The sequence below is a fragment of the Halodesulfovibrio sp. MK-HDV genome (assembly GCF_009914765.1).
In the GTDB taxonomy this organism is placed as follows: domain Bacteria; phylum Desulfobacterota; class Desulfovibrionia; order Desulfovibrionales; family Desulfovibrionaceae; genus Halodesulfovibrio.
Map to the genome: position 1 here is coordinate 15,831 of NZ_WYDS01000018.1, position 25,872 is coordinate 41,702.

Annotated in this window: 27 protein-coding genes and 1 pseudogene; 20 read left to right on the forward strand and 8 right to left on the reverse strand. The window is 44.9% G+C overall.

Going from position 1 to position 25,872, the window contains the following annotated elements:
• Positions 1-2: 2 nt before the first annotated feature.
• Positions 3-905, reverse strand: coding sequence for a hypothetical protein (locus tag MKHDV_RS14010; protein WP_160716354.1), 903 nt, complete (start codon positions 903-905; stop codon positions 3-5).
• A 419-nt stretch (positions 906-1,324) separates the two neighbouring features.
• Here MKHDV_RS14010 and MKHDV_RS14015 point away from each other — a divergent pair, with 419 nt between their 5' ends.
• Entirely contained in the window at positions 1,325-1,837 is a 513-nt protein-coding gene (locus MKHDV_RS14015; RefSeq protein WP_160716356.1) for a hypothetical protein, read from the forward strand.
• A gap of 149 nt (positions 1,838-1,986) precedes the next feature.
• Here MKHDV_RS14015 and MKHDV_RS14020 read toward each other — a convergent pair whose 3' ends face one another.
• Genes MKHDV_RS14020 through MKHDV_RS14030 form a run of 3 tightly spaced genes read right to left on the reverse strand, consistent with a single transcriptional unit; the run spans position 1,987 to position 3,065 of the window.
• Positions 1,987-2,292, reverse strand: a complete 306-nt coding sequence (locus MKHDV_RS14020) for an AlpA family transcriptional regulator (RefSeq protein ID WP_160716358.1) — start codon at positions 2,290-2,292, stop codon at positions 1,987-1,989.
• A gap of 30 nt (positions 2,293-2,322) precedes the next feature.
• Positions 2,323-2,769, reverse strand: coding sequence for a hypothetical protein (locus MKHDV_RS14025; protein ID WP_160716360.1), 447 nt, complete (start codon positions 2,767-2,769; stop codon positions 2,323-2,325).
• Entirely contained in the window at positions 2,760-3,065 is a 306-nt protein-coding gene (locus tag MKHDV_RS14030; protein WP_160716362.1) for a hypothetical protein, read from the reverse strand. The genes MKHDV_RS14025 and MKHDV_RS14030 overlap by 10 nt, the downstream gene beginning before the upstream one ends.
• 181 nt (positions 3,066-3,246) lie before the next feature.
• Between MKHDV_RS14030 and MKHDV_RS14035 the strand changes: the two genes are divergently transcribed.
• From MKHDV_RS14035 to MKHDV_RS14045, 3 genes are all read left to right on the forward strand, one after another.
• Positions 3,247-4,023, forward strand: a complete 777-nt coding sequence (locus MKHDV_RS14035; RefSeq protein ID WP_160716364.1) for a S24 family peptidase — start codon at positions 3,247-3,249, stop codon at positions 4,021-4,023.
• 342 nt (positions 4,024-4,365) lie between these two features.
• Positions 4,366-4,857 (forward strand): hypothetical protein, encoded by a 492-nt coding sequence (locus MKHDV_RS14040; RefSeq protein ID WP_160716366.1) that lies wholly within the window; start codon positions 4,366-4,368, stop codon positions 4,855-4,857.
• Positions 4,858-4,887: 30 nt separating this feature from the next.
• Positions 4,888-6,459: an SH3 domain-containing C40 family peptidase gene (locus tag MKHDV_RS14045; RefSeq protein ID WP_160716368.1), complete on the forward strand. Its 1,572-nt coding sequence runs from the start codon at positions 4,888-4,890 to the stop codon at positions 6,457-6,459.
• 42 nt (positions 6,460-6,501) lie between these two features.
• On the opposite strand, the gene MKHDV_RS14050 is transcribed toward MKHDV_RS14045, so the two are convergent.
• Complete coding sequence (locus tag MKHDV_RS14050; RefSeq protein ID WP_160716370.1) at positions 6,502-7,146, reverse strand: class I SAM-dependent methyltransferase; 645 nt, start codon at positions 7,144-7,146, stop codon at positions 6,502-6,504.
• 688 nt (positions 7,147-7,834) lie between these two features.
• On the opposite strand from MKHDV_RS14050, the gene mtaB reads away from it, so the two are divergent.
• The 7 genes from mtaB to recJ all read left to right on the forward strand — a co-directional run bounded on the left by mtaB (position 7,835) and on the right by recJ (position 14,693).
• Positions 7,835-9,133, forward strand: coding sequence for a tRNA (N(6)-L-threonylcarbamoyladenosine(37)-C(2))-methylthiotransferase MtaB (mtaB, locus tag MKHDV_RS14055; protein WP_160716372.1), 1,299 nt, complete (start codon positions 7,835-7,837; stop codon positions 9,131-9,133).
• A 265-nt stretch (positions 9,134-9,398) separates the two neighbouring features.
• A complete protein-coding gene (locus MKHDV_RS14060) occupies positions 9,399-10,280 on the forward strand; it encodes a YicC/YloC family endoribonuclease (RefSeq protein ID WP_160716374.1) in 882 nt (293 codons plus the stop codon).
• Between the two features lie 3 nt (positions 10,281-10,283).
• The gene (locus MKHDV_RS14065) at positions 10,284-10,538 is read left to right on the forward strand and encodes a DUF370 domain-containing protein (protein ID WP_019999788.1); all 255 of its coding nucleotides are present in this window, start codon (positions 10,284-10,286) and stop codon (positions 10,536-10,538) included.
• Positions 10,538-11,197 (forward strand): guanylate kinase, encoded by a 660-nt coding sequence (gene gmk / locus MKHDV_RS14070; RefSeq protein ID WP_160716376.1) that lies wholly within the window; start codon positions 10,538-10,540, stop codon positions 11,195-11,197. The genes MKHDV_RS14065 and gmk overlap by 1 nt, the downstream gene beginning before the upstream one ends.
• A 1-nt stretch (position 11,198) precedes the next feature.
• Entirely contained in the window at positions 11,199-11,894 is a 696-nt protein-coding gene (gene pyrF / locus MKHDV_RS14075) for an orotidine-5'-phosphate decarboxylase (RefSeq protein ID WP_160716378.1), read from the forward strand.
• A 33-nt stretch (positions 11,895-11,927) separates the two neighbouring features.
• A complete protein-coding gene (locus MKHDV_RS14080) occupies positions 11,928-12,872 on the forward strand; it encodes a lipopolysaccharide assembly protein LapB (protein ID WP_160716380.1) in 945 nt (314 codons plus the stop codon).
• 111 nt (positions 12,873-12,983) lie between these two features.
• A complete protein-coding gene (gene recJ / locus MKHDV_RS14085) occupies positions 12,984-14,693 on the forward strand; it encodes a single-stranded-DNA-specific exonuclease RecJ (protein ID WP_160716382.1) in 1,710 nt (569 codons plus the stop codon).
• Positions 14,694-14,805: 112 nt separating this feature from the next.
• On the opposite strand, the gene MKHDV_RS14090 is transcribed toward recJ, so the two are convergent.
• Positions 14,806-15,105, reverse strand: coding sequence for a TIGR03905 family TSCPD domain-containing protein (locus tag MKHDV_RS14090; RefSeq protein ID WP_160716384.1), 300 nt, complete (start codon positions 15,103-15,105; stop codon positions 14,806-14,808).
• A gap of 109 nt (positions 15,106-15,214) precedes the next feature.
• On the opposite strand from MKHDV_RS14090, the gene MKHDV_RS14095 reads away from it, so the two are divergent.
• Positions 15,215-16,138 carry a Smr/MutS family protein gene (locus MKHDV_RS14095; protein ID WP_160716386.1) on the forward strand — a complete coding sequence of 308 codons (924 nt, stop codon included), beginning with the start codon at positions 15,215-15,217 and terminating at the stop codon, positions 16,136-16,138.
• A gap of 147 nt (positions 16,139-16,285) precedes the next feature.
• Here the strand turns inward: MKHDV_RS14095 and MKHDV_RS14100 are convergent, their stop codons facing one another.
• Positions 16,286-17,902 (reverse strand): diguanylate cyclase domain-containing protein, encoded by a 1,617-nt coding sequence (locus MKHDV_RS14100; protein WP_160716388.1) that lies wholly within the window; start codon positions 17,900-17,902, stop codon positions 16,286-16,288.
• Between the two features lie 116 nt (positions 17,903-18,018).
• The gene (locus MKHDV_RS14105; protein WP_160716390.1) at positions 18,019-18,486 is read right to left on the reverse strand and encodes a hypothetical protein; all 468 of its coding nucleotides are present in this window, start codon (positions 18,484-18,486) and stop codon (positions 18,019-18,021) included.
• Between the two features lie 119 nt (positions 18,487-18,605).
• On the opposite strand from MKHDV_RS14105, the gene MKHDV_RS14110 reads away from it, so the two are divergent.
• The 8 genes and pseudogenes from MKHDV_RS14110 to MKHDV_RS14145 all read left to right on the forward strand — a co-directional run bounded on the left by MKHDV_RS14110 (position 18,606) and on the right by MKHDV_RS14145 (position 25,863).
• Positions 18,606-19,184 (forward strand): tetratricopeptide repeat protein, encoded by a 579-nt coding sequence (locus MKHDV_RS14110; RefSeq protein ID WP_160716510.1) that lies wholly within the window; start codon positions 18,606-18,608, stop codon positions 19,182-19,184.
• A 389-nt stretch (positions 19,185-19,573) separates the two neighbouring features.
• Positions 19,574-20,104, forward strand: coding sequence for a hypothetical protein (locus tag MKHDV_RS14115; protein ID WP_160716392.1), 531 nt, complete (start codon positions 19,574-19,576; stop codon positions 20,102-20,104).
• Positions 20,094-20,369, forward strand: coding sequence for a hypothetical protein (locus tag MKHDV_RS14120; RefSeq protein ID WP_160716394.1), 276 nt, complete (start codon positions 20,094-20,096; stop codon positions 20,367-20,369). Before MKHDV_RS14115 ends, MKHDV_RS14120 begins: the two co-directional genes overlap by 11 nt.
• Complete coding sequence (locus MKHDV_RS14125; protein ID WP_160716396.1) at positions 20,369-21,055, forward strand: terminase small subunit; 687 nt, start codon at positions 20,369-20,371, stop codon at positions 21,053-21,055. The genes MKHDV_RS14120 and MKHDV_RS14125 overlap by 1 nt, the downstream gene beginning before the upstream one ends.
• A 965-nt stretch (positions 21,056-22,020) precedes the next feature.
• Positions 22,021-23,141 (forward strand): annotated as a pseudogene (locus MKHDV_RS14130) (branched-chain amino acid ABC transporter substrate-binding protein).
• Between the two features lie 84 nt (positions 23,142-23,225).
• Positions 23,226-24,131, forward strand: a complete 906-nt coding sequence (locus MKHDV_RS14135) for a branched-chain amino acid ABC transporter permease (protein ID WP_160716398.1) — start codon at positions 23,226-23,228, stop codon at positions 24,129-24,131.
• Positions 24,128-25,096 carry a branched-chain amino acid ABC transporter permease gene (locus tag MKHDV_RS14140; protein WP_174239244.1) on the forward strand — a complete coding sequence of 323 codons (969 nt, stop codon included), beginning with the start codon at positions 24,128-24,130 and terminating at the stop codon, positions 25,094-25,096. Before MKHDV_RS14135 ends, MKHDV_RS14140 begins: the two co-directional genes overlap by 4 nt.
• Entirely contained in the window at positions 25,093-25,863 is a 771-nt protein-coding gene (locus MKHDV_RS14145; protein ID WP_160716400.1) for an ABC transporter ATP-binding protein, read from the forward strand. The genes MKHDV_RS14140 and MKHDV_RS14145 overlap by 4 nt, the downstream gene beginning before the upstream one ends.
• Positions 25,864-25,872 lie beyond the last annotated feature (9 nt).

Sequence of the window (25,872 nt, forward strand, 5' to 3'; positions counted from 1 at the left end):
GGTTACTTCAGCGGTACAAGCTCGCATTGCAGGGACTTAGCACCGTCTACAAAGCGAATGCCGAAGTTTGCCCAGAATGCTTCCATGATGTCGATGCCGTCAGAAAGATCGGCGCTGCCTTCTTCGTATTTAAGGCGGAAGTATTCAAGGAACACACGGGTGTTGTTGTCCAGCATTGGTGCTTCACTGATGAGCTGTTCTTTTTCGCGAAGATACTCATAGTGATCCATGGTTGCGTACGCAAAAATGATGGAGAATGAGAGCTGGGAAATTTTACCCTGAATCTGTGAGAGGAACTGAGAAACATTTTTGTTTTTCTGGAATTCCTGCTGCTGGAATTTAATCCAGTCATAGTATTCAGGCTTGTTGTTAATAAGAGCAATGTTGCCCATGAGAGAATTTTCAAGGTCGGCGCGCGCTGTCTCGGAAAGTTCAGTACCCAGAGCGTTCTTTACGATAGCATCACGGAATTCGAAAGATTTACGTGCAGCATCGTACTGATCGAACAATTGGTACAGGTTCATAAAGTAGTTTGCATAGCGGTCTAATTTATGACGTGTAAGAACAGGGAAGCGGCCTTTGTTTACGATAAGGGTAAACTCATGCCAGTAAATGGAGAAGCGTACCTGATTATCGTAGTGCTTTGTGAATAAGTTGGGATGGAACAGCAGGAAGTAGCCTTTCTCATGAAAGATACTTTTCGCAACAGGTTCAGCACCCGGAATGGATCTGAAATCTTTAGTGCCCTGAAGCTCGTTTACTTTGGCATCAAAGTTTTCAGGAACGATAATTTCCTGAATGCGAAAAGCCATAGTTGCATGGCGAGCCGCTTCTCCGATGATTCCAAGTTCGTCTGTAATTTCTTTACGTTGGTTGCTGTTTCCAATCTCAACACTAATCTTCATGGATGCTCCGTTATAACAAAGTAGTTTGTGCGCTCTTGCCTACCCTGACAAGCGGTTCCCTGCAAGTATGAATTGCGAGCACTGTAAAATTTAGAATAAATTTATCATACAATTTTTTATGAGTGAAATGTTGGTAAATTAAAAATAAATGAAAATAGCGCGCTGTAATTATAGTATGTATTGTGGGTCGTTGCTGGTGTGACTAAGTGTGTAAGTGGTGGTGCTTATATTCGTCTGATGGGGCGGGTAAAGGGATAAAACTTGATTAAGATTTGTTTGAGTTCTTGCCATGTGTGGGGCAAAACTGTATGGTGCGCACCTTCCTATTAGCGAAAAACACGCCGCAGGCACAGCCCTGTGGCGTTTTTGTTCCTGAATCATAATATTAGATATAACGTTGCAATAAATAGAGATTAGATATGAGCAAAACAGGCAGCCTCTCTGCAGGTGATCGTATTGATACTAAATGCACGCGCTGTAATGACATTACAGGGCATGTAATTGTGGCAATGGTAGACGGCGAAATTGTTAAAGTGGAATGTCAGGCTTGCGGTAGTGTTCACAAATACCGTGAAGCTCGTGCTGCGAAAAGCAAAGCACAGGTTTCCACAGTAAAGAAAGTTCGTAATGGCGATTCTCGCAAAGAAGCCATTTCCGCTGCCCGTTCAGCTGCTGCTAAAAAAGCTGCTCAGACGCGCGCGACTCAGCGTGCAAAGCAGGAAGCAGAAGCCGTTATGATTGCATGGAAAACTGCAATGGTAGCTAAAGGTTCTGACGGAGCTCGTACTTACAGCATGAATGACACTTTCACAAAAGGTGATGTTGTACAGCATCCTACTTTTGGTATGGGTGAAGTTCAGACCGTTACTAAACCGAACAAAATGGAAGTTTTGTTTGAAGACGGTGTTAAAGTTTTGCGTTGTCGTGTGTAGGTAGATTTTTCTTAAAAACGGGGATGACTTGTTGGTCATCCCCGTTTTTTTGTATCTATCGTCTGGCGCGGAGGGATTTGTCGAAGTGTTATGGCGTCATGCGGCGCTGTGGTCGAGCCATTTGAACTGATTTATGCCTCAGAATTGTCCTACATATCTTGCGGGGACGCGTGCGAAAACCATTCTCTGATGGATTCGGGGGAGGCTCTGTAGATTCCGTCCGAGCATTTACGCACAGGAAAATCTTCCTCTTTAATCCACTTCTTAATGGTGCTCGGTCCTGCACCTACCGCTCTACAAATGGCAGTAAGCCCTACCAGAACAATTTGACCGTTTGACATATATGTACGCGCTCTGCCTTGCAAGGCGGCAGTCGGCGGAAGTAGTGGTGAATATTCTGCCGTAGGTTCCGGTCCGTAATTGTCGCACTCATCGTTGTATCCGTAAGTGTTCATGCATGTCCTTCGGGTGGTCTTGGGTGGTGATTAAAAGCCAAGCCCAATATCCGGCATGCGGAACAGGTCTCTGGCATATCTGTCCGGTGGAATTTCACCGGTAGCCCAAGGGTCATCAAAAAGAGAATACCCGCCTGCATTGCTGCCATTTCTATGTTTTGCAAGGCATGCGTTACTACAAATTTTGCTGCTCACGCCGTTAGTGAACCTTTTTTCGCATACAATGCAGTGTTTCTCATCAGCTCCGTACCTTTCGTGTGCTGCATGGTTTGCAGAAGCAGCGCAAGAACGGGAGCAATATATTTGACCTGCTCGCTTTACAAAGTGCCTTCCGCACCATGGGCAGCTTACTGTCTGCTTAATGCGTTTGGCTTCTGCCGCGCATTTTCTTGAGCAATATTTGCCTTTACCGGCATTGTAACGTGCCGGACGGACATAAAATTCTGTTCCGCACTGATTGCATGGGACTACTGGCATGACCGTCCTCCATTATAGAACGTGTTGCATCGTTCAATTGCCCGCAAAATAGCGTGGCCAGAGTGAATAGTTGGTGATGCATGGTGATTGAACTCAGCGTAGTACAATTGTAGCAAACGCTGGTGTTCTCCTACTTCAATTTGCACCATAGGCTGATATCCGCTTCCAATACGAGGCTGATTGCACTCTGGGCAGATAGCAATACCTATGCACGCCATTCTCCAAGGTCGGGAAAAATTTCGACCACACACTGTGCAGCGAGTGCGTTCTGGGGCGTAAAAAGAATAACCGGACATATACGTTTTCCTCCGAGTGTGCGTCAGAAAGTTTTTAACTGTGCTTCCTGATTGCAAAAAATGACCATGAAGTGGCGAAGTGATCATATTGTTCACAAAATGCACATTCCCGTCAAGCAAGATTGTACATTTTGTGCAAAAAACTATTTTATTTTTTCTAACATTGTGCTATTTCATACTTATGAACAAAGACTATAACGAAGAAGAATGGCAACTTCAGGAATTCATAGCCGAGTCCATCTTGCTTGTGGGCGGGGTACCTAAACTTGCAGAAATTGCAGGGGTCAGCTCGCGTACTGTGTATGCATGGAAGAAAGGCGAAAGACACCCAAACAGACAAAATTTAAGAAGACTTACAAGCTATTTGGAAAAACTTGCTGAACAGACAGAGTCCTCAACCGAGCTTTATTTTCCTCTGTCTGTAGGGGCGGAACGTCGTGGTGCGCATGAATATGTTAACCGGAACGATGTTATGCAGGTGGATGATTCTACGACCACCTTCCTTGCTCCTGCACTAGAACCTGACGGTCATCAGGAAGAATTTTTCTTTGTAGATAAAGCAGAGGCTCGGCCTAGTGCCGGTGGTGGTTCCCTCGCGACAAGCGATTCTTCAGACGGTCGTTATGCCTTCCGGCTTGATTGGATTTTGCACAAAACGCAGGATTCTAAGAGTCTTAAGATAATGGAAGTGATGGGGCGCTCCATGGAGAGGACGCTGCATAACGGTGACCTTTGTCTTGTAAATCAATCTGATAAAGATCTTGTTGAAGACAGGGTGTATGTTGTGCGTCTTGATGATGAGATTTATGTGAAGCGCTTTTCCCGTATCCCCGGTAAATACCTGTTCCGTGGTGACAACCGCGAACTTGCGTATCAGGATATAGAAATTGACCCGCGTGATGAGTCCCTAAGCTGGGAAGTCATCGGGCGGGTTATCTGGGCAGGAAAGGATTTGTAAAACTTTTTGCACATTATGTGCGCACTTTGTAGTGCTTTGTTCATCATAGCCAACGACAATAAATTTAAAGCGTTCTCTGGGGATTTTCCTGAGAACGCTTTTTTTGTGCGATGGTTTCTATAAAACAGCACCGTTAGAACTGCTGAAATTAGTACAAGAGCTTTTGTACTAGAATGAAAGTATGTTGCGTCATACAAGTTTCAATGGAGCGTGTGACAAAATAATTATAGAATCTTCCATTTTTTCCTTCATATGATACTATCGGATCTGACTTTATCAGTGTAATAGGAGAATTGTGTAAAAATAAGTTGCCGACCATACGAGCAGAATCAGGAGGGGACTATGAATTACCGCAAAGCAGAAACCATGACAGAGTTATTTTGGCAAAAATCACGTAACCCACTTACGTTTTGGCCGCGTATTATTCTAACATTGCTTCTTTTTATTGCCTTTTGGTCACATGCCGTTTGGTGGATTATTTTTTTAGTGTTTTTACAAGCAGCAGTGATGTTCTTTGCACCACCCGCAACAGACTATGAAAATTGGATAACACGGGCAACAGACGGTTTTCGAATATGGAGTGTCGTCCGGTCAGTGGAAGAACGTAATACTATGCTGCTTATGTTCATATTTGCGACAATTGCCTTGTTGGCAGCGTTATGGGCACACAGTGTTTTTTGGGTACTCTTTTTCGGTACCCCGATAGCAATAGGGAAGTGCCTTCTTATTCGACGATTTGTCGCCATGGCTAGGAATGCTGAATATGACATGCACACGGGGCTTACTGCTGCAGATCTTCAAGCAATAGCGAGTCGCTGTAATTTGACGAATTAATTCTATTCTTGGGGAATAAGGGTGTGATACGTGGCCGAATTAGTGCGGAATTCGCAACGGTGTCATCACAGCATCAGACTGGCGTTTGCCTTGGCTGTGCTTGTGACTATGTGCATGAGCGTTGCCTCGTGCCGGAATGTCGGAAGATATCCGGTGTGGGAATACAATCAGCAAAATGCCGTTGCAGACTTAGAAAATTTGTCACAAAACCCTTCAGATTATTTAAAGCACGATGCGCACACGCCAGTCATGACGGCGGCAGAACAGGCTGTACAGTTTGCAGCGCTTAAAGTGTACCACTTTTCGCCGTGGCGGCAGTCAAAGCCGACCCATTCTAGAGAAGATGCATTTTGGGGAACAACGGCTTACCCGCATACTTTAGGTTATGCGGAGAACCTGCTTCCGTGGACAAAGGCTGCCATGTCAAAACTTGTGGCAAGGCAGTCTATGGGCACATATCCCAGCATGGCAAAACATGCGATTACAGTTCGTAGCTCTTCGTTGCGTGTGCTTCCTACTAGCAAGCCATATTTTTTCAACCCAGCCCTTCCCGGTGAAGGGTATCCGTTTGACTATTTCCAAAACTCCAGCGTTCATGCCGGAACACCGATTTTTATTTCCCATTCATCAGTTTCAGGGAAGTGGCTCTTTGCAGAAACAGCATATGCAAGTGGCTGGATTCTTGCCAACGATGTTGCGTATGTAACAAGTGAACAAGAGCAGATGGTAATGTCTGGAACATTGCACGCAATTATGCGTGATGGAGTAGCGCTCAAAACTTCGAAAGGTAATTATCTGTCTACAGGATCTGTCGGAGCTATTTTCCCTAGAGTAAAAGGGAGTAAAGCGACGAAGGCGCCTGTTATGTTGTCCAAAGTAGTTCAGGCCGCTAAAGCAAAAAGGGTAAGTGCCAGAAAAGGTTTGTTTGAGGCAATGACGGGGCTCAAATGCAACGACGCAAAGTTTAATGCTTTGAAATCAAAATATCGTGTTGTTCAACCTAAGTCATACGTATACCTACTTGTTCCAGCGCGTAAGACAAATGGGCAGGCAGAATTCTTCAAAGTTCCAGTCTGGACAAAACAGGTGGCGGAAATTCCGGCACCAATGACGCCTAGAGCAATGGCTGAGCTGGCTCAGCATGTTATCGGACAACGATACGGCTGGGGTGGGTTATATTTAGATAGAGACTGTTCTTCCGCAGTGCGTGATCTTTTCATCGCATTCGGAGTATGGTTGCCGCGAAATTCCAGCACTCAAGCTGATACGGGCAAGCAAGTTATTTCATTGAAGGGCTTAACTGCCAGCGACAAGCAAGATTTGATTGTTGAAAATGGAATTCCATTTTTCTCTCTTATCGGTATGCATGGACATATCGGGCTGTATTTAGGATATGAACCTATTACTAAAATGCCGATTATGTTGCATGACATCTGGGGTGTTCGCACGTTTAATGCGGATAGGGAAAGCAGAGCGATTATTGGTCGCATCTGTATTACCACCCTGAGGCCGGGTGAAGAGAGGCGGGATGTTAAGAAGGATTATTTCTATAGCAGGATCATGAAGCTCCAAGTCAAACCCGGAATATGGAAACGAAAATAAAAAAGAAGCCCCTGAGAGAACACAAACTCAGGGGCTATTTTTTTAGCAGCTATACTTCGATCGGTGCGACGATCTTATTTCAGCTGTTTCGGTTAAGACTGGAACAGGTTGCCTACACTGGTAGAGAAAGGCAGGAGGAAAATTGTTCCAGACAATCCTGGAGGTATCTACATTGCAAAATGATTGTGCCAGCTGTTTGCGAAAAGCTGCGAATGATGGAAGCACCGCGCCGCAAACATAGGCGTAGGTAATAAATATGCCATTGGGCTTTAAGCTTGTTCGTATGGCTTGCGTAAGTTCGCTTTGTTGCTCAGAAGAAAAAGACGCCCAAGGTAATGATGAAATAATAACATCCGCTTTGTTCACGGATTTTTGTCGTAAGATGTCAGGAAGATTTTCCGCACCATCAAGCACAAAGTGTGTGTGTGAATATTGAGCTACAAGTGTTTTATAGAGATGCGGGTTTTTTTCGATGGAAATAAAGGTGGCACCATCTTTAAGTGACCGGATTAGATGTTTTGAAATACATCCGGTGCCAGCACCAAGCTCTACCACCACATCGGCGTTAGGTAGCCATTCACTGCTTGCGATCATTTTACAAAGGCTCGGGCTGCTGGAACAGACAGTGCCTGTTGAAAATGGGTCGCGTATGAATTCTCGAAACATGCTCCAACGGGATGAACGCATTCTGTATCCTTTGCTATTATGACTGGTTGGCTTCGTCTATATTCTCAGGCGGGCAAGGTCTTTGTTTTTACAAGGACTAATGTTTTTGCCATTCTTTTTTTGTGAACAGCTACTTGCATCAGTCCCGCAAAAGGGACTTATCTTGACCGCGAGTTATACAACAACCGTGATATCGTATGATTAACAGCCGTGCGATCAGCACAGTGCCTGCAATGGTAACAGCAAAAGAAGTACCATTTAAATATAAATACGACGTGTCTTGTCATTATTTTTAGAATGCATTTAAACGACAGCAGGTTGTGTGACAGGATTTTTTTTCTAATATTTTATGCCACGATCCTATAGTGATGAGTGTGAAGATACTTGCACTGAAAGAGTGTAATTTCTTTACGTGACGTATAAAAATTATACGAAATTGTGACCTTACCATCTTGAAGAAAGATGTCGATCTTAAGATTTTTCGAATAAGAATTTGAAAGAATTGCCAAAGAGTTTCCTCGCGAGTGCAGAGTAGTTCCTTGTCTCTCTAGAGCTTTAGCTATTCTTGAACTATAAGAAATTACGGTAAAAGATAGTGTGGTGAGTTGTCGTCGGCTAACTAAGGTATTCGCCTTGCGTCTTACCAGTTGACACAGCGCGTTTTCCGGCTAGTCTGCACAAGGCGACATTACGCCGGAGCAGAATTTGAATGAGTGAATCATATACGTTTTATGCAGCGACGTTGGGCTGCAAGATTAACCAGTACGAAACACAAGCGTTACGCGAAGTGTGGGTTGCTCGCGGGTTCTCAGAATTGGACTCTGCGGCTGATGCTGATTTTATTCTCGTAAACTCGTGCGCTGTTACAGCTAAGGCTGTGAGTGACGTGCGTTCTACCGTGCGCCAGCTGCACAGAGCAAACGAGGAAGCACAGATTGTTGTTACAGGCTGTGCTGCGCAGGTGATGGGCGATGAGCTTAAAGCTCTGCCGGGCGTTACCCGTATCGTTCCGCAGGATGCAAAAACTTCGTTGAAGACATGGCCGGAATTGAAAGAGGGCATGGCTGAGCCGGAAAATGTATTTCCTGACTTTGCGGTAACTAACTATAATCGTGCCCGTGCAGTTGTAAAAGTGCAGGACGGTTGTTCGCATCGGTGCACGTACTGTATCGTGCCACTTACCCGTGGACGTTCGCGTTCCCGCAGTGTGGCAGATATTATTACAGAAGCCCGTACACTTCTGGAGTCAGGCTTCAGAGAGTTAATTCTTTCTGGTGTTAACTTGCGCCAGTTTGGACGCGATCTCGATGGCACACCGGATTTTTGGGATCTTATTGATGAGTTTGAACGTGCCCTTGGTAAAAAGTGGGGCGGGAAAGCTCGTTTTAGAATTTCATCGTTGGAACCGGGGCAGCTTGGCGCGAAGGCACTGGAAGTGCTCTCTCGCAGTACCATGGTTGCGCCTCAACTTCATATTTCGTTGCAGTCCGGTAGCGACTCTGTGCTGAAACGCATGGGACGTGGTCATTACAAGACGGCACCACTTTTGGATTTTCTAGATAAACTGCACGACGTGTGGCCTGTATACGGGCTTGGTGCAGATATTCTGATGGGCTTTCCGGGGGAAACAGAAGAAGAGTTTCAGGAAACCATGGCGTACATTACGACTATGCCGCTTACCTACGCCCATGTGTTCCCATACTCTATTCGTCCTGGAACTGCCGCTGCAACCATGTCTGATCAGCTGCCTAAACAGGTGAAGAAAGAACGCGCAAAAGCTGTGCGTGATTTAATCGCTGAAAAGCATCAGACCTTTTTACAAAAGCTTATTGATGAGAAACTACCTCTGCATGTTGTTCTGCAATCTGTGGAAGAGAACAAGGGTGTTTCTCAATTTTATACAGAATGTTATTTTGATACCCTTCCGTTTGGTACCGGCTTGCGAGATATTTGCACTGGTACCGCCATAGAAATGAAAAAGAACGGCTTGCGGGTTAGCGCAGAATAAAAAGAAAAGCAGTTGGGGTTATCCTCAACTGCTTTTTTCTATATTATTATTTTTCCACGCACTCATGCGGTTATTTACCGAAAAGTGGCAACTCTATGTTATAACATGGCTTGAATAAAGAATGGATGTAGAGTAGGTAGCGTGAAGTGTCGTAGCAAGCAACTTGTTGCGGCTATTCGCATATGCAGGAGGCAACTCTTGCAAGCAAAAAAAACCTTATGCCCTGCAGTGTTAACGCAGGGTTTTGACATATAGAGAGGAACGTATGCTTAAAAGCATGACAGGATACGGTCGTTGCACTCACGAGGGCGACGGCTTCACCATGACTTGGGAAATCCGTAGCGTAAACAGCCGCCATCTTGACCTTAAATGGCGTCTTCCAATGCTGGCTCGCTCACTGGAAACCCGTTTTGAAAAGACCGTACGTAAATTCGGCCAGCGCGGCCGTGTAGAAATAACACTCAATTTGCAGATTCAGCGTGCTGAATTGCAGGCCGTAGCATTTAACACTGCTCAGGCTTCTGCAATGCTTGAAGAACTTGCAAAATTTGCAGGCGAACGCGGTGACAATTTTGCACCGGATTACACTCGCATGCTTGGTATGTCTTTCCTGTGGGAAGACAGCAGTAATGAGCCGGAAAAAGAATTTGCTAATAAGCTTGTTGAAGGCCTTGAGCTCGCACTTACTGATTGGAACAAAGCTCGTGCAACTGAAGCAGCTGCTCTTTCTGCAGACATGCTTGAGCGTACAGGACGTATGCGCGGTTGGGTTGCAACCATTAAAGAACGTTCACCGCAGATCAAAGAAGAACGCTTTGCTACACTGCGTGACCGCATTACCGAAGTGCTTGCCCGTGTTGAATCCGAACTGGAAGAACAGCGTTTCTTACAGGAAATCACCGTACTGTCCGATAAGCTTGATGTGAGTGAAGAAATCACCCGCCTTAATGCCCATATTGAGCGCTTTGACGAGCTCATTAACGGCGGCGGCGAAGCTGGCAAACGCCTTGATTTTACCCTGCAGGAGTGCTTCCGCGAAGTGAACACCTGTGGCAACAAAATTCAAGATCAGCAGGTTGCCCGCCTCATCGTTGATTTCAAAAACGAACTCGAAAAATGCCGGGAACAGGTACAGAATCTGGAGTAGCATATGAAAAGCAGCAAGCTGCTTAACATTGGCTTTGGTAATTATGTCGTGCACCACCGTGTTGTAAGCATTGTGACGCCCACGTCTTCTCCTATGCGTCGCGTTAGGGAAGATGCGCGAAATGAAGGGCGGCTCGTGGATGCAACTCAGGGAAGAAAAACGCGATCAATAATTATCACAGATTCTAATCACGTTATTTTGTCTGCTATTCAGGCAGAAACTATTAGTCAGCGTTTCCTACAGGAGGATAACGACTAATGACTCTTGATATTTCCGGTAAGGCCACTAGAGATTTTGATGTTATTGGCCGCCGAGGAATTGTTCTTGTTTTATGCGCACCTTCCGGCACTGGTAAAACTACTTTGTCAAAGCGCTTACTCAAAGAATTTCCTCGATTTTCGTTTTCTATTTCATACACAACCCGTCAGCCACGTAAGGGCGAAGTTCACGGCAAAGACTACTACTTCATATCTGAAGAAGAGTTTTGCGAAAAACGTGATGCTGGTTACTTTGCAGAATGGGCTGAAGTGCATGGCAAGTTCTACGGCACGCCTAAAGAGGCTACGCTGGACATGCTGCAACAGGGTAACGATATTATTTTTGATATAGATGTACAGGGAGCCAGCCAGCTTTACGGTAACTTAAAGCAGGGTTGTTATGTGTTTCTCCTACCACCTTCCCGTGATGAACTTGAAAAGCGTTTACGTGGTCGTGGAACCGACGACGAGCAAACCATTATGAACCGTATTGCGAACGCTCAAAAAGAGCTGGAGCAGGCACATTGGTTTAACGCTTGGATTGTTAATGACAATCTGGATAAAGCTTACGATCAGCTTCGCAGTGCATATATTGCTGCGACACTGTCTCCGCAAAGCTCTCCGGATCTTGTAAGTTACATTATGGAAGATTGGAGTTAGCATGGCGAACCTTGTAATTGCGCTTGATTATCCGGACAAAGCAGGAGCGATGGCTATGGCCAAAATGCTCAAAGGTGCTGATGTTTGGGTAAAAGTGGGGCTGGAACTCTTTACAGCCGCAGGTCCTGAGATTATTGGTGAATTAAAACAGATGGGACTCAAAGTCTTTCTTGATATGAAATTCTTTGATATTCCAAATACAGTTCAAGGTGCGGTACGTTCAAGCGTGCGTCACGGTGTGGACATGGTAAATATTCATCTGATGGGCGGAGAGCGCATGGCGCGTGCTGCTGTTGCAGGGCTTGCCGAAGGTTCTGTAGATTCTGGAGTTTCACCAATTTTACTTGGTGTTACAGTGCTCACCTCCATGTCTCAGGAAGATTTACCTAAAGGGATGACAACATCACTGGAAGATACTGTTCTTTCATTTGCCACCTCCGGTAAGGAGTGGGGCATTCATGGTGTTGTGTGTTCCGGCTTTGAAGTTGATACAATCAAAAAGTCTTGCGGGAACGATTTCCTCTGTTTGACTCCGGGCATTCGTCCTGTTTCTCTTGGTGATGACCAGAGACGTACTATGACTCCGGCACAGGCTGTGAAAGCCGGATCAGATTATCTGGTTGTAGGACGTCCCGTAACTGGCGCTGACTCTCCGTTGCACGCTGCACAGGAGATTTTGGAGGCCATGAAGATATAACCACTAGTTGCTGCTGGATTTGAGGAGGTTGAAGTGGGATTACAAGAAATGGCTTCTCCGGAAGATAGAGAACCTATTAAAGGCATCTTTTCTACACAGGAAGTAAGGCAGGTTGATACCGGTACTGGCATTCGTAAGTCCGTGCAAAAAACTTTCTGGTTTGTAGAAGAGTTGGATGGAAAAATCGAAGTTCAACCTCTTAACGCAAACTATATCCCAGCCGGGAAAAAGCGTTTTATTACCATTGAAGATGTCATTGGTCGTTTTCAACCGGAACCTGAGTTTTATGTAACTACAGTGTTCCCGAAAATGCAGGAACTTGCTGATACTGTTGACCGTGCAGACGGTCATAGAGACAGCGGCGAGAATTTTACTGCAGAATTTGAATATGGCAATGCACTTCAGGTAGATGAAGAAAACGTTCGTGCTAACTTCGGTCTTGGTCTTACCTATCTTGACCGTGGCGAAACCAGCAAAGCTAATAATATCTTTGAACGACTTGTTAAACTGGATGCTGCTTTTGAGAAAAAGCATAAGCATTTGTTTAACGACTTTGGTATTAATCTTCGCAAAAACAAAATGACCAAGCAGGCTCTTGAGTACTATGACAGAGCGCTTGAATTGTCCGGTGGTGATGATCACCTGTTCTACAATATTGCCCGTGCTCACTTTGAAAAGAAAGATTACGCTCGGTGTGTAGATTTTCTTCTGAAGGCTATTAATAGCAATCCAGATTTTGAAGTGGTTCTTAAGTTCTTTGTATGGCTTCTCGATAAAGGCCTTGTGCCGGAAGAGCGTCTCAGCGAAGTACGCACTGTCGTACGTACCGCTGAGATAGCAGCCAAAAGAAAAGAGGAAGTTACGTCGGCTGTCGGTGACGGCATCCAGCTCGAGCAGAGTAAAGCAGACGAGGCCATCCCGACCGTTGAAGATGTTTTTGCAAATGATGACGACGATGATCTGCTGTTACAGCAGTAGTCATTCGTTTTACAGTTAGTAGTTAGTATTATATGGCAGGGGATTACATGTGTAATTCCCTGCTTTTACTGTTTTCGAACAGATAGTTTATGTTACCGTACTGGAGTTGTTTTGGCTAAAAATTGGGTACAGCGAGAAGGCGATAGCTCACCTTCCGAGTTAGCTGGGTGGGCTGAAGAGCTCGAAATTTCAAAAACGCTTATTGATATCCTCTGGCTTCGCGGATTGCATACTCCGGAAGATATGCAACAGTATCTTTCCCCGGGGCTTAAATATCTTGAGCCGTTTAATAAGTGGGCAGGATTGGAAGAAAGCGCTGCTGTACTTGCCGAAGCATTGCTTGCAGGCAAAAAAATGGCTGTGTGGGGTGATTATGATGTTGATGGTGTGACTTCTTCGGCAGTAGTAACCCAACTCGTTAAAGAACACGGTTTCGAGATCATACAGCATATTCCGAACCGCATGGAAGAAGGCTACGGCCTTAATGAGGCTTGGATTGAACGCCTTGCTGAAGACGGTGTTCAATTGCTGCTTACAGTCGACTGCGGTATTACAGATTTTGCTCCAATCGCAAAAGCTCGTGAGCTGGGCATGACTGTTGTTGTGTCAGATCATCACCTTCCCGCCGAAACTCTGCCGGATGCACATGCTGTTTGTAACCCGAAAGTTGGCGAATGCCCGTGTCCGCACCTTGCAGGTGTAGGCGTTGCCTTTTTCTTGATGTGCGCGTTGAACGTTCGGCTTGCCGCATCTACCGGTAAGCGTGCAGACGTGAAAGAGCTACTCGACTTGGTTGCTCTTGGAACCATTGCCGACGTAGTTAGCCTTTCCGGTCAAAACAGGGTGCTTGTAAAAAACGGCCTTCTTAAGATCAAAGAGGCTAGTCGCCCCGGTATTGCCGCGCTTAAAGAAGTTTCAGGCTATGCAGCGGGTGGAACCGTAGAAGCAGGTCAGGTTGCTTTTGGACTTGCACCGCGAATTAATGCTGCAGGTCGTATGGGCAAAGCAGATATTGCTCTTGAAATGCTGCTCACAGATGACTACGAACGTTCCCGTCAGCTTGCTCGTGAGCTGGATGTGATGAACGAAGAGCGCAAGAATGAAGAAGAGCGTATCCTTGATGCTGCAATGGAACAGGCTGCTTCACAGTCAGATAAGATGGGACTCGTTCTCTATGGTGAAGACTGGCACTCCGGTGTTATCGGCATTGTGGCTTCGCGTGTAGTAGAAAAATTTTATAAGCCTACGCTGATTTTATGTAGCGATGGCGAAAAAGTGAAAGGTTCTGGGCGTTCCATCAGCGAATTCCATCTGCATGCCGGTTTAGGACGTTGTAAAGATTTGCTGCTTGGATATGGCGGACATAAACTCGCTGCGGGTATGTCTTTGGAAAAAGAGAACCTTGAAGAATTACGTACTCGTTTTAATGATGTTGTTATTGAAGCCGTTGGTGATAAGCCGTTAACAGCGACGCTAAAATTTGATGCTCCAGTCGGCTTTAATCTCGCAGCAGATTTTACGTTGTTGAAAGAGCTTGAATTGCTGCAACCGTTCGGCATGGGAAACAGCGAACCAGTGTTCAAGTCTCCTGTTCTGTTGCTTAAATCACGCCGCATCTTTGCGCGTAAGCATCTCAAGCTTGAGTTGCTCGATTTGGATTCCGGTATTACGCTACACGCCAAAGCATGGAGAATGGTAGACGATATTCCACCATCCATGGAGGGAAGAAAGCTTAGACTTGCTTACTCTCCACGTATTGACCGGTACAATGGCAGTGCCAGCGTTGATTTGAAAATAAAAGACTGGGAATTTTTACCTTAGATGTAAAAATACCCTGACACTAAGTGTGTCAGGGTATTTTTTCGCATAAAGGAACAAGTCCCGAATGCGTTCTGTATCCTAGCCCCGTTACATTGTACGGGAGCATACAAGACTAAGAGAACGGGTTGAATCCGTTGGCAGCTGGCTTCATTTCGTACTGAGCAGCATTGCCGTTCTGAATGTCTTCAAGCGCTTCTGCAAGTCTGTCAGGACAAGAAGTGTCTTTAGTGCCGCAAGGGGTACCTTTGAGGATCGGAATAACGTCGTCCACAGGTTTACCTTCAAGCAATTTACTAATAGCGGAAAGGGAGCCTGGACAGCCTTTTACAAATTGTACATCGTGGATGACGCCATCAGTAACGTCGAACATGATCTGCTTAGCACAGACACCGGTTGGAACAAAAGAATACATGGGCAGCTCCTTATTTGTGCTCGACGGTTATAAGAGTACTGCAGCGCCCTTGTAAAGGGTGTTTTGCATTGGAATTTTTTTTGATAACGCGCAGTAAAGGAAGATCAGCATGGATAATAATCCTTTTAAGAATCTGAATAAAAAGAATTTTCCTGACCCGAATGCTCCTAAAACAAAACAACCTAAGCAGAAGAAAGCTTCTGGTTCGGATAAAGATTTGTTTTCTGCACCTGACGAGGATGATGACTTGTTTTCTCAGGCTATGGTGAGTGTGTCTTCTCTTGGAGGCGGGCAGGGGAAAGTGAAAAAGCGTACCCATTCAGGTGATGCTTCTATGCGCATGGATGAAGTGAAAGGCTTTGAAAAAGTGTCGAAGAAAAAAGATAAGAAACAGGCTGCAAAAGAGCGCTCCAAACAGGCGGTCGGATCTGCAAAGCCTAAGGTAGAGATTCCTGAAGAAGATGCATTCGCTGCTGCAATGATGGGTGTGAGCGGCCTGAGTAGCAAAGGCAGGGAAGTTGTTCCTGATGCGAAAGCGGATGCAAAGAAAGGTTCTGCGACTGATGATTCAAAAAAAGCATTACAGGATTTATTAGAGAGCGAAATTGAATTCGTACTCGAATATACAGATGAGTATGTTCAGGGACACGTGCAGGGTTTTGATCCTATTATGATGGGCAAATTGCGTGCAGGACAGTTTAGTCCGGAAGGGCATCTTGATATGCACGGTATGGTTGCGCCGGAAGCCCATGAGGCTATGGTGCATTTTCTTCGTGCTGCTTATAATAAAGGAAAGCACACTGTCTTGTTGATCCCCGGCCGAGGTAAGAACTCTCCTGAAGGATACGCAGTACTCCGCGAGCGTATTCAGGAATGGCTTACAAGAGAGCCGTTCAAGCGTGTTGTGCTAGCCTTTTGTACTGCGCAGAATAAAGATGGCGGCGCAGGTGCGCTGTATGTCTTATTAAGAAAATTTAAGAAGAGTCGTGGAAAAATTCAGTGGCAGCGAAACGATGTGACAATTGATTATTAGAGACGCAGCAAAGCAAAAGTGCGCCTAGTCTGACGACTACATTCACTATCGTTTAATTGGGACATGGGCTGTCGTTTAGTTAGGAAATAACTTGTGTTTAATTACGATAGATATTGTCGTTTACATCTGATGCACACTATCGTTTAATTAAGACGCTTGTTGTTCCATATCGATCGTCGGGTCCCATATTACATACGGGCTGTTGGGAGTGCGTTTGCATGCGTACATTGCATGATCTGCTTTAGAAAGAAGCTCGTCCGCGTTTGTGGCGTGTTCAGGGCACATGGCAACCCCCATCGCTGCGGTCATACTTGTTGTGGTTGCGTCGTTAAATTCCATTTGTCGAGCAATGTGGTAGGCAATACGAAGAAGTGTTGTCTGTAAATCTTCCACAGAATGAATACCGCTTAGTAAAAGTAAAAATTCATCTCCGCCTGGGCGTGCCACAAGATCAACTTCTCGTAATATGTGCTTAAGTCGCTTTGCTACTTTCTTGAGTACTTCATCCCCAAAGTCATGTCCCCGCGTATCGTTAATCTCCTTAAAGTCGTTTAAATCAATAAAGACGACCGAGAACGGAACCTGACTGCGGTGTTGCAGTTCAATAGAATGGGAGAGTTGCATTTTGAATTGGCGACGGTTTGCCACTCCTGTCAGTCCGTCGTGCAGAGCCATATGCTGAATACGGCGTTCTTGTTCCTTTTTGTCTGTAATATCTTCAAGAATCAGCACGTAACGGGCAAGAGCATCATGTTCGAGTACAGGTGAGATGGAAAGTGAAAGCCAGCATTTAGTGTTGTCTTTGCGTATTGTGAAAATGTCATCACGCCATTCCGGTGTATTTGTCAGAGTCTTCCATGAAAAATGGGTGCTGTTAGACAGAGTTTCCAGGAAAGGAACTTGGTTTCCGTGCAACTCGTCTGCCGTGTATCCGGTGATTTGTGTGAACCGGGTATTCACATATTCAACGCACCCATCAATAGAAAGGATCGCTGTTCCGGCAGGACTTTGTTCCAAGGCTTTTGAATAGAGACGAATCTCATGCTGGGCTGCATGTAGGTCAGAGTAGTCGCGAACAGCAATGATGGCGGTGCGTTTGCCGGAAATAGATACAGAGCGCATAGAAACAAGTGCGAAGAATTTTTTGCCACTTTTGCGTTCGGAAACTGCCTGTAAGTTGTTTACCGGTTTTCCTGTAAGCAGGGCGTTGGCAAACCGCTTGGCATCCTTCACACTCGCCCACGTAAAAATAGCGCTGACAGCATTATTGTAGACATCCTGCCAGTTGTGATCCAGCAAATGCAAAAAGCTTTCGTTAACATCTGTGACTAGACCTGACTCCATATCAGCAAGCAGCATAGGGTCTGGTGTTGCATGAAATGTAGTTTCAAACTTACTGGTTTCCGGATGCGCATGGCATCGTTCCAGTCTTAATCCTTGCAACTCTCGACGTGTAGCAAGTGATTTTCGTTCCACATCCACTAATCGCATACGCAGTTGCAGACTTTCTGCTTGAGCAGCAGAAAGTTTTTCAGACGTTGTCGTTGCAGTGTCTTGAAACTTGTCTTTTTGACGGATGAGATAAAAGCTGAAAATGAAGATAATGCTGCCGACCAGCAGCGGAAGAAAAAAGTGCGCAACAGAATTGTCCGAGAACCATTGGTTAACGGCAAAGTGATATATAATCGCGCAGCAGGTGGCGATAATGAAAAAGAGAGCCGGTCTACTTTTCCCTACAAAAGTAGACGGCGAGATTCTGCCCATAATCGTGTATCCCCCCACCGATTATTTGGGTTATTTTTCTATCTTTCCAAAAGGATATCAGATTCTTGTAGTGCGGGGAATAGGGATTAGCCTGATTATATATAATTTTGTAAAAATTATTGAGTCGGATAGCGTGAACTTGCTGTTTTTCCATGCAAGTCACTAGAAATTGCGTGGATAAGAGAGAGCGGAACTTTGTAAAAAAAAGTTTCAGAAAAAAGTGTTCCGTCATCTTTTGCCCAGTCTGTACCTGTCAAAACATGTGCAAGTGCAGCTATTTCTGCATCGTTTGCATGTGGAGTTCCTGTCCGTAAAGTTTTTTCCCGTACCAGAATCAGCAGGTCTTCTAGCAGGCTAAAGATATCGTCTTCTTCAATTTCTTTTTTTTGTAAAATTGTTTGAAAATGCTGAACAAAGTATTCTTGTGAATGACAGAGTTGGGAGTATACCGCATGCTGTTCATCGATTGTTTCAAGTAGCATTGCACACCGTTCTGCATTTTCTTTTTGGCGTAAAAAGGGGTAGGAACGAAGTTGCTGCATGAGAGAATGGATCTTTGTGCGTGTCGCTGCAGACGAAAACATGATGACTCCTATATAAACAAATTGTTATAGATATTCCGATAAATCGTACTGTAAAATGAGTCAATGTTTTCCTTAACTTTCCTATTTGTTGCGGTTGCAAACCGCTAGGCATACTACATATGAAGCGTATTTTCTTTTTGTTACTGGTAACAGCTTTTGCACTCTCCGGCTGTTCTGGAGCAGCTGTAAAGCCCAAAGCACCAGCTAACCCTACAGGGGTTTCTGGAAAGCTTAATCATGAGGCAGAGCTTGCATATGCAAAGGCCCATGTGTTGTGGAAAAATGGCGTGTGTGAGAACCCGGCAAAAGCAGCGGGTTTGCTGCGTGAGGCGCTTCGGCTTGAACCGGAGTATGGCGAGGCATGGCTACGGCGTGGACGCTTGTTAATTCAATTCGCCGAATATGAGGCAGCAATTGAAGACCTTGATAAAGCTGTGCGGTATTATCCTGAAAGTATTTCATATGCATATAGAGGATACGCAGAGTTTGGACTTGGTAATTACATGGGGGCCAAGAAGAACTATGAGGTTGCATTGGACCTGAATAGCTCAAATGGCACAGCATGGAACTTTTTTGGCGAGCTTCTCATATCACAGCTGAAAGTTGATGATGGGTGTGACGCTTTGGCAGAAGGCGCAGATCTCGGTTTTCCCGCTCCGTATGATGATGCACTTCTTAGCGGAGTATGTGTTCCATAGCTTCAAATGAATATGTTGTCGGATAGGCCTGTCCTTTAATTTGATGTGTCTTGCTATGGTTTCTTCGTGCGCAATTCTCGATACAAGTGCCTTTCTTCGACATACATTTTCCTTTTTTCGACCAATTCCTACGAATGCCATTTTTAATAAAATGAGCTCTACGCAAGTATGTCTCCCACACAGTTAAGCCAGTAAGGCTTTTTAGATTGCTATCACTAAGAGCGTCTTCGGAAACGAAGGCGCTCTTTTTACTTGTAAAAATCCTAGTGGAGAAAGTGAGTCCATCAGTGGTGCGTATGCGTAAGAGCATCGTAGCATCCTTGTTTCATAGGCCTATCACCGGTTGTGTTTTTTTTACGGGGTATGCTGTCGTGAAATAAGGAGATTGTATGGATTGGAAAGATTTAGGCTTGAGTGTCGCTAAAGTGGCTCCGATATTGGGAGCAGTTTTAGGAGGGCCGGTTGGAGCAATTGCGGGAGCAGCCGGGACGCTCATAAGTAGTTTTCTTGGAGTTGATCCAGAGCCAGAGGCTGTTGAGGCAGCACTTCGGGACCCGAAGACGCTGCTGAAGCTTAAACAACTTGAAGTAGAACAACAGGCGCAGTTGCTGGGCTGGCAACGTGCTCAATTGGATGCAGAACTGCGAAACGTGCAGGATGCCCGCGCCCGCGAGGTCGCATTGGCAAAAGCAGGGCATGGTGGTGCATGGGTAACAGGTGTGGTTGCTTTAGTGGTTATTGGCGGATTTTTCTGGATGTTGAACATTATTGTTTCAACTCCTGATGTGAGTGAGCCTGCTTTGCTCTTGCTCGGTTCGCTGGGTACTGCGTTTGGTGCAGTGGTGAACTACTATCTTGGTTCTTCTCTTGGCTCATACCGCAAAGATAAAGCCGGGAACGGAGGCAGTAGTGGGATGTAGCAGTGAATCTCGTTGGCATATGGATCGGAATGTCACCTTGAGTGTAGCTTTTGCGTTAATTACCGCCGTGGCAACAGTTGCAGGTGTTTTTAGCAGCTTTAGTGCTCGGCTTGAGCATGTTGAGCAAATGACCGGTTTGTTATCGAAAGAATACGCATCACAGCAGCAAGTTGTAGTAAAGGTGGCGCGTATTGATGAACGGGTAGCGGCCATGCAGGAAGTACTTTCGGAGATCAAGGCAGATCTACGGAGGGATCGCAACTAATGGCATTAGAAATTACATGCGTAAATGACGAAGCAGAGTCTGTTGAAAAGAAAGAGAAGGCTACAGTTACGAAAAAAAGTGCTGTAGGTAAAAAGAAAGGTAGTTGCGTGGCTCGCAAGATTTCAGCGAAACAGCGGCGTTTTATTAATGAGTACGTAACTGATTATAATGGATGCCTTGCTGCGTACAGAGCGGGGTATTCGAAGCGGTCTGCATCTACTACGGCAAGGCGCTTGCTTGCTGTTCCAGAAATAGTGAAGGAAATTCAGGAGCGCCAGCAGGAGCGGGCGGAGCGGACGCAGATTACACAGGATGCAGTTATCCGTGAATTGGCAGCAGTGGGGTTTGCCAGTTTGAAAGATGTATGTACTTGGGATGATGGACACCTAGTACTCATAAATTCTCAAGACCTAAGTGATGCGCAGGCAGCATCCATTGCAGAAATTACTGAGACTGTGACGACTCGCGGTGGTACTGTGCGAGTTAAACAACATTCAAAGCTAAAAGCTCTTGAGATGCTTGCTAAGCATGTCGGGCTGTATGACCCGCCTGAGATGGAATCGGAGGAAAAGAGCTTGGAAGAGCTCTCGCCTGTATTGAAAAAGCGTCTTGAAACTATTTATGGAATAATTTCAGATGAAGCAAAAGTTCATTGCTCAAATACGATTAAAGTTAGTGATACATAAAACAGTGTTCAGTTTTGGTTATCATTCTAAAATATTTGATTTTACTATGTCCACTTTAATGCTTGTACCCTTATGTGTTGAATAGTTTGGGAAGCAAGGGAATATCGGCTAGTCTGTTGTGATTGCAAAACAGATTAGCCGATTTTTTTATTTGCTTTTCAAAATGTTGTTCTGAAAATATGTTTTATTTTAGAATATTATGATACGGTTTCCATGTCGTGAGTTTATGTTGGTTGGGTCGCATTCTTTGTAAAAGTAATGTTCTGTATGCAATATAAGTGCCTCGAATAGAATTTTCTATTTACCCCTTTATATTTCTTAGAAAATGTGTATAAGAGAGGGTTCCTGCATTGAAGATATGTGGTGCTATTTTTACAGTAAAAATCGTAGAATACTGTGTTTTGCATAGTAGAGAGCTGTATTTTTGCTGGTAGTAGAACAAGATGTTTTTCCATAATGAAGGTGTAGCTGTAATTTTTTACAGATATACGCTTCTTTTTTGTTGTGTACCCATAGTCTTGGTGCATACGTTTAAAAAACACTTTTTCTACTTCTTTTTCTCTGTTGAGGAGTAGTATAAGTGGTATCTCTTTTTTGTTTAATGCAGCAAATATTTTTTCAAATACATAACACACCTTCTTTTTTTTATCGAAAGCTCGTTTTTTACTATGATATTGGTTGAAGACTCATTCAGTATTATATGAAATATGATTAGTTATATATTTCACAACCATGCATAACGTAGGTGCAGCATGGGATTCCAAAGTTTGGACAAAAACCCACAATAAAAAAATATCATTCTATCACCTTAAGAGGCATATTTTTTGACAAATTTGTTGTGGGTTGTTATGTGAGATGAATATACCCAAAGCCCTGTGAAATTGGGTTTTGAGGTTGGTTTTCGCTAAAGGAGAGGGAATTATTTGTAGGATTTTTATAGAAAGTCATCCATAGGAGGATTTCGAATGAAAAGATTTATGCGCGTTTTAGCCTTCGGGTTGGTTGCTTCATTGTTGATGTCATCTGTAGCACTGGCAGATACTATTAAAATTGGCTTACAGGCACCACTCACAGGCAAATATGCATCTGAAGGTCTTGATATGAAGAATCTTGTTGAGATTCTTGCTGCTAAAATTAATGCCGATGGTGGTGTTAACGGGAAGCAGATTGAAATTATTGCAGAAGACGATGCATTTGACCCTAAAACAGCAGCTCTTGCCGCTCAGCGTCTTGTTACTTCTGACGTAGTCGCGGTTATTGGTACCTATGGCTCTTCTATTACTGAAGCAGCACAGGATATTTATGACGAAGAAGATGTCATTCAGATTGCTACTGGTTCTACCATGGTGCGTTTGACTGAAAAAGGTCTTGCTAACTTCTTCCGTACATGTCCTCGTGACGATTCTCAGGGTGCAGCCGCAGCACAGGTTTTGAAAGATCGTGGATACAAACGTATTGCTATTCTGCACGATAACTCTTCCTACGCGAAAGGCCTTGCAGACGAAACTCGCAAGCTTCTCGACGACGACAGTGTAGTATTCTTTGATGCGCTCAACCCGGGCGAGCAGGACTACAATACTATTCTTACCAAAATTAAAGGCTACAAACCCGACGTGATTTTCTACACTGGTTACTTTAACGAAGCAGGCTTGTTGCTTCGCCAGAAAAAAGAAATGAAGTGGGATGTTCCTATGATGGGCGGCGACGCAACTAACAACCTTGACCTCGTTAAGATTGCTGGTAACGACGCAGCTAATGGCTTCTTCTTCGTGAGCCCTCCGGGCGTAACGACCTTACTTCTCCTTTTGCAAAAGACGTTCTGGAAAAATACAAAGCAGAGTACAACACGCTACCTGCTTCTATCTGGTCTGTATTTGCTGGCGATGCGTTCCTCGCAATCGTTGAAGCACTTCGCCAGACAGATTCTACCGATCCAGAAGTTCTTTCCGATTACTTACGTAACAAAATGGAAAACTTCCCTGGGCTTACCGGCACCATCGCTTTTGATGAAAAAGGTGACCGTTCCGGCAAGTTCTACCGCCTTAGCGAAGTTAATGCTAACGGCGAATTTGTAATGTTACCGTAAACTCGGCTTCATTTTTCCAGAACACAGCGCGGCAAGGGTGCTGTGTTCTGGATTTTACCGTTTTTTTTTCAACGGGATTTCCATATGGAAGAATTTATTCAGCAGCTAACAAATGGTTTGGCGGTTGGTGGCATTTATGCCCTCATCGCACTTGGTTACACCATGGTCTATGGTGTATTAAAATTGATTAACTTTGCACACGGTGACTTGTTCACCATTGGTGCTTTTTTAGGGCTGACGCTGCTCACATCGTTAGGCCTTACTGATTTTTTCGGACCAATTGCAGGCTTGTTAATTCTGGCAGTCATGGTTGTTATTCTTGTTGGTGTCGTAGGCTTTTTGCTCGAACGAGTTGCCTACCGCCCGCTTAGAACATCACCGCGTCTTTCAGCAGTCGTAAGTGCTCTTGGTGCGTCCATCTTTTTCCAGAATGCTATTATGCTTATCTGGGGCGCGCGTCCGCTCGTATATCCGCATGGGTTGTTACCAAACATCACTGTGGATATTTTTGGCGTAGAACTTCCGCTTATCCGTATTCTCATGTTTGCGACCTCTGTCATACTCATGTGCGGTTTGTATTATCTCACACATAAGACACGTATTGGTACTGCCATCCGTGCAGCTGCAATCGATCAGGGCGCAGCAAAGCTTATGGGTATTGATGTTAACCGCGTTATCAGCCTCGTATTTATGATCGGCCCTGCACTTGGTGGTGCAGCCGGTGTTATGGTTGGTCTGTACTACGGTCAGATTAACTTTACGATGGGTTGGTTATACGGCCTTAAAGCTTTTACTGCTGCAATTCTTGGTGGCATTGGCAACATTCCGGGCGCTATGCTCGGCGGCCTGCTACTTGGTGTTGTAGAATCTCTCGGAGCTGCTTACATTTCCATCGCATGGAAAGATGCAATCTCCTTCTTTGTGCTCATTCTCATTTTGATCGTCCGCCCGACCGGAATTTTGGGCGAAAGGGTGGCTGATAAGATATGATCATAAAGAAACAAGATATGTTGTACCTTGCAGGGGCTGTGCTGTTTGCATTTTCTCCGCTGGTACTCAATGCATACTGGACTGATGTTTTGAACAATATCGGCCTGTACGCAATTCTTGCGCTCAGCCTGAATATTATTCTTGGTCAGTGTGGTTTGTTCCAGATGGGACATGCAGCATTTTTTGCGGTTGGTGCATACACCTCCGCAATTTTGAATACGATGTTCGATATTCCGTTGTTATGGACAATGCCGCTTGCTGGCATCCTTGCCGGAATATTCGGTCTTATTGTAGCGCGACCAATTATTCATCTTCGTGGTGACTATCTGCTTATCGTTACGATTGGTATCGTCGAAATTGTTCGTATTGCTCTTATCAACGATGTTGGCGGGTTAACCGGTGGTGCTAACGGCATTTTCGGTATTGATCGTCCAATGTTATTCGGTTTTAAAATTAAGCGTCCACACCAGTTCTTTTATCTGATCTGGGGATTCTGTGCCGTAACAATTTTCCTCTTCCATAGGTTGGAAAATTCTCGATTCGGCAGAGCGCTTAACTATATTAAAGATGATGACGTGGCAGCAGATGGCTCTGGTATTGATATTTCCCGTTACAAGCTCACAGCATTCGTTATTGGTGCATTCTGGGCTGGTATGGTCGGAACTATCTTTGCCGGTAAAATGAAAATTATTTCTCCTGAATCGTTCTCGTTCTGGGAGTCTGTATTGCTGTTCACCATTGTTATTCTCGGTGGTATGGGTTCAATCCGCGGAGTTCTTCTCGGTGCGTTCCTTATTATCGGCCTGCCGGAAGTCTTCCGTGATTTTGCGTCTGCCCGAATGCTTATTTTCGGTGCCGCAATGGTCGCAATGATGATTTTCCGCACACAGGGTCTGTTACCTCCTTTACCACGAAAATACGATGTTTCCCGCTTTTTCAGCAAAGCTGAAGGAGAGCAGCCATGAGTCTTGTAGAGCTTAAAAACCTTACCAAAACCTTTGGCGGCCTGCTTGCGGTTAATGACGTTTCCTTCAATGTTGAGGAAGGTTCAATCGTAGGTCTTATCGGTCCTAACGGTGCTGGTAAAACCACTGTGTTTAACCTGATTACCGGTAACTATGTTCCAGATACCGGTGAAGCGGTGTTCAATGGTAAAGATGTAGTAGGTATGGAAACCCACCGCATTGTAAACCTTGGCATTGCGCGTACATTCCAGACTATTCGTCTTTTCAAGAGCTTAAATGCTCTGGAAAACGTACTTTCTGGCTGTCACTGTCGAATGAAATCCGGCATTTTTGCTTCCATGTTCCGTACTCCTTCTCAGCGTGCTGAAGAAAAGCTTGTGCTTGAAAAAGCAATGGCTGAGTTGGAATTTGTTGGTCTTAAAGACCAGTGGGATATTCAGGCAGATAGCCTTTCTTACGGAAAGCAGCGTTTGCTGGAAGTTGCCCGCGCGCTCGCAACCGAGCCAAAGTTCATCATTCTTGATGAACCTGCTGGCGGTATGAACGATCAGGAAACTCAAGAGCTTATTGATATTATCGGAGCCATTCGTGACCGTGGCATTACCGTGCTTCTTATTGAACACGATATGAGCCTTGTTATGAAAATCTGTGAACACCTTGTTGTTCTTGAATACGGTGCAGTTATCGCTGAAGGCGATCCGGAAACTATTAAAAATGATCCCCGGGTTATCGAAGCGTACCTCGGTGCCGACGATGATCTACTGTAAGGGAGACCT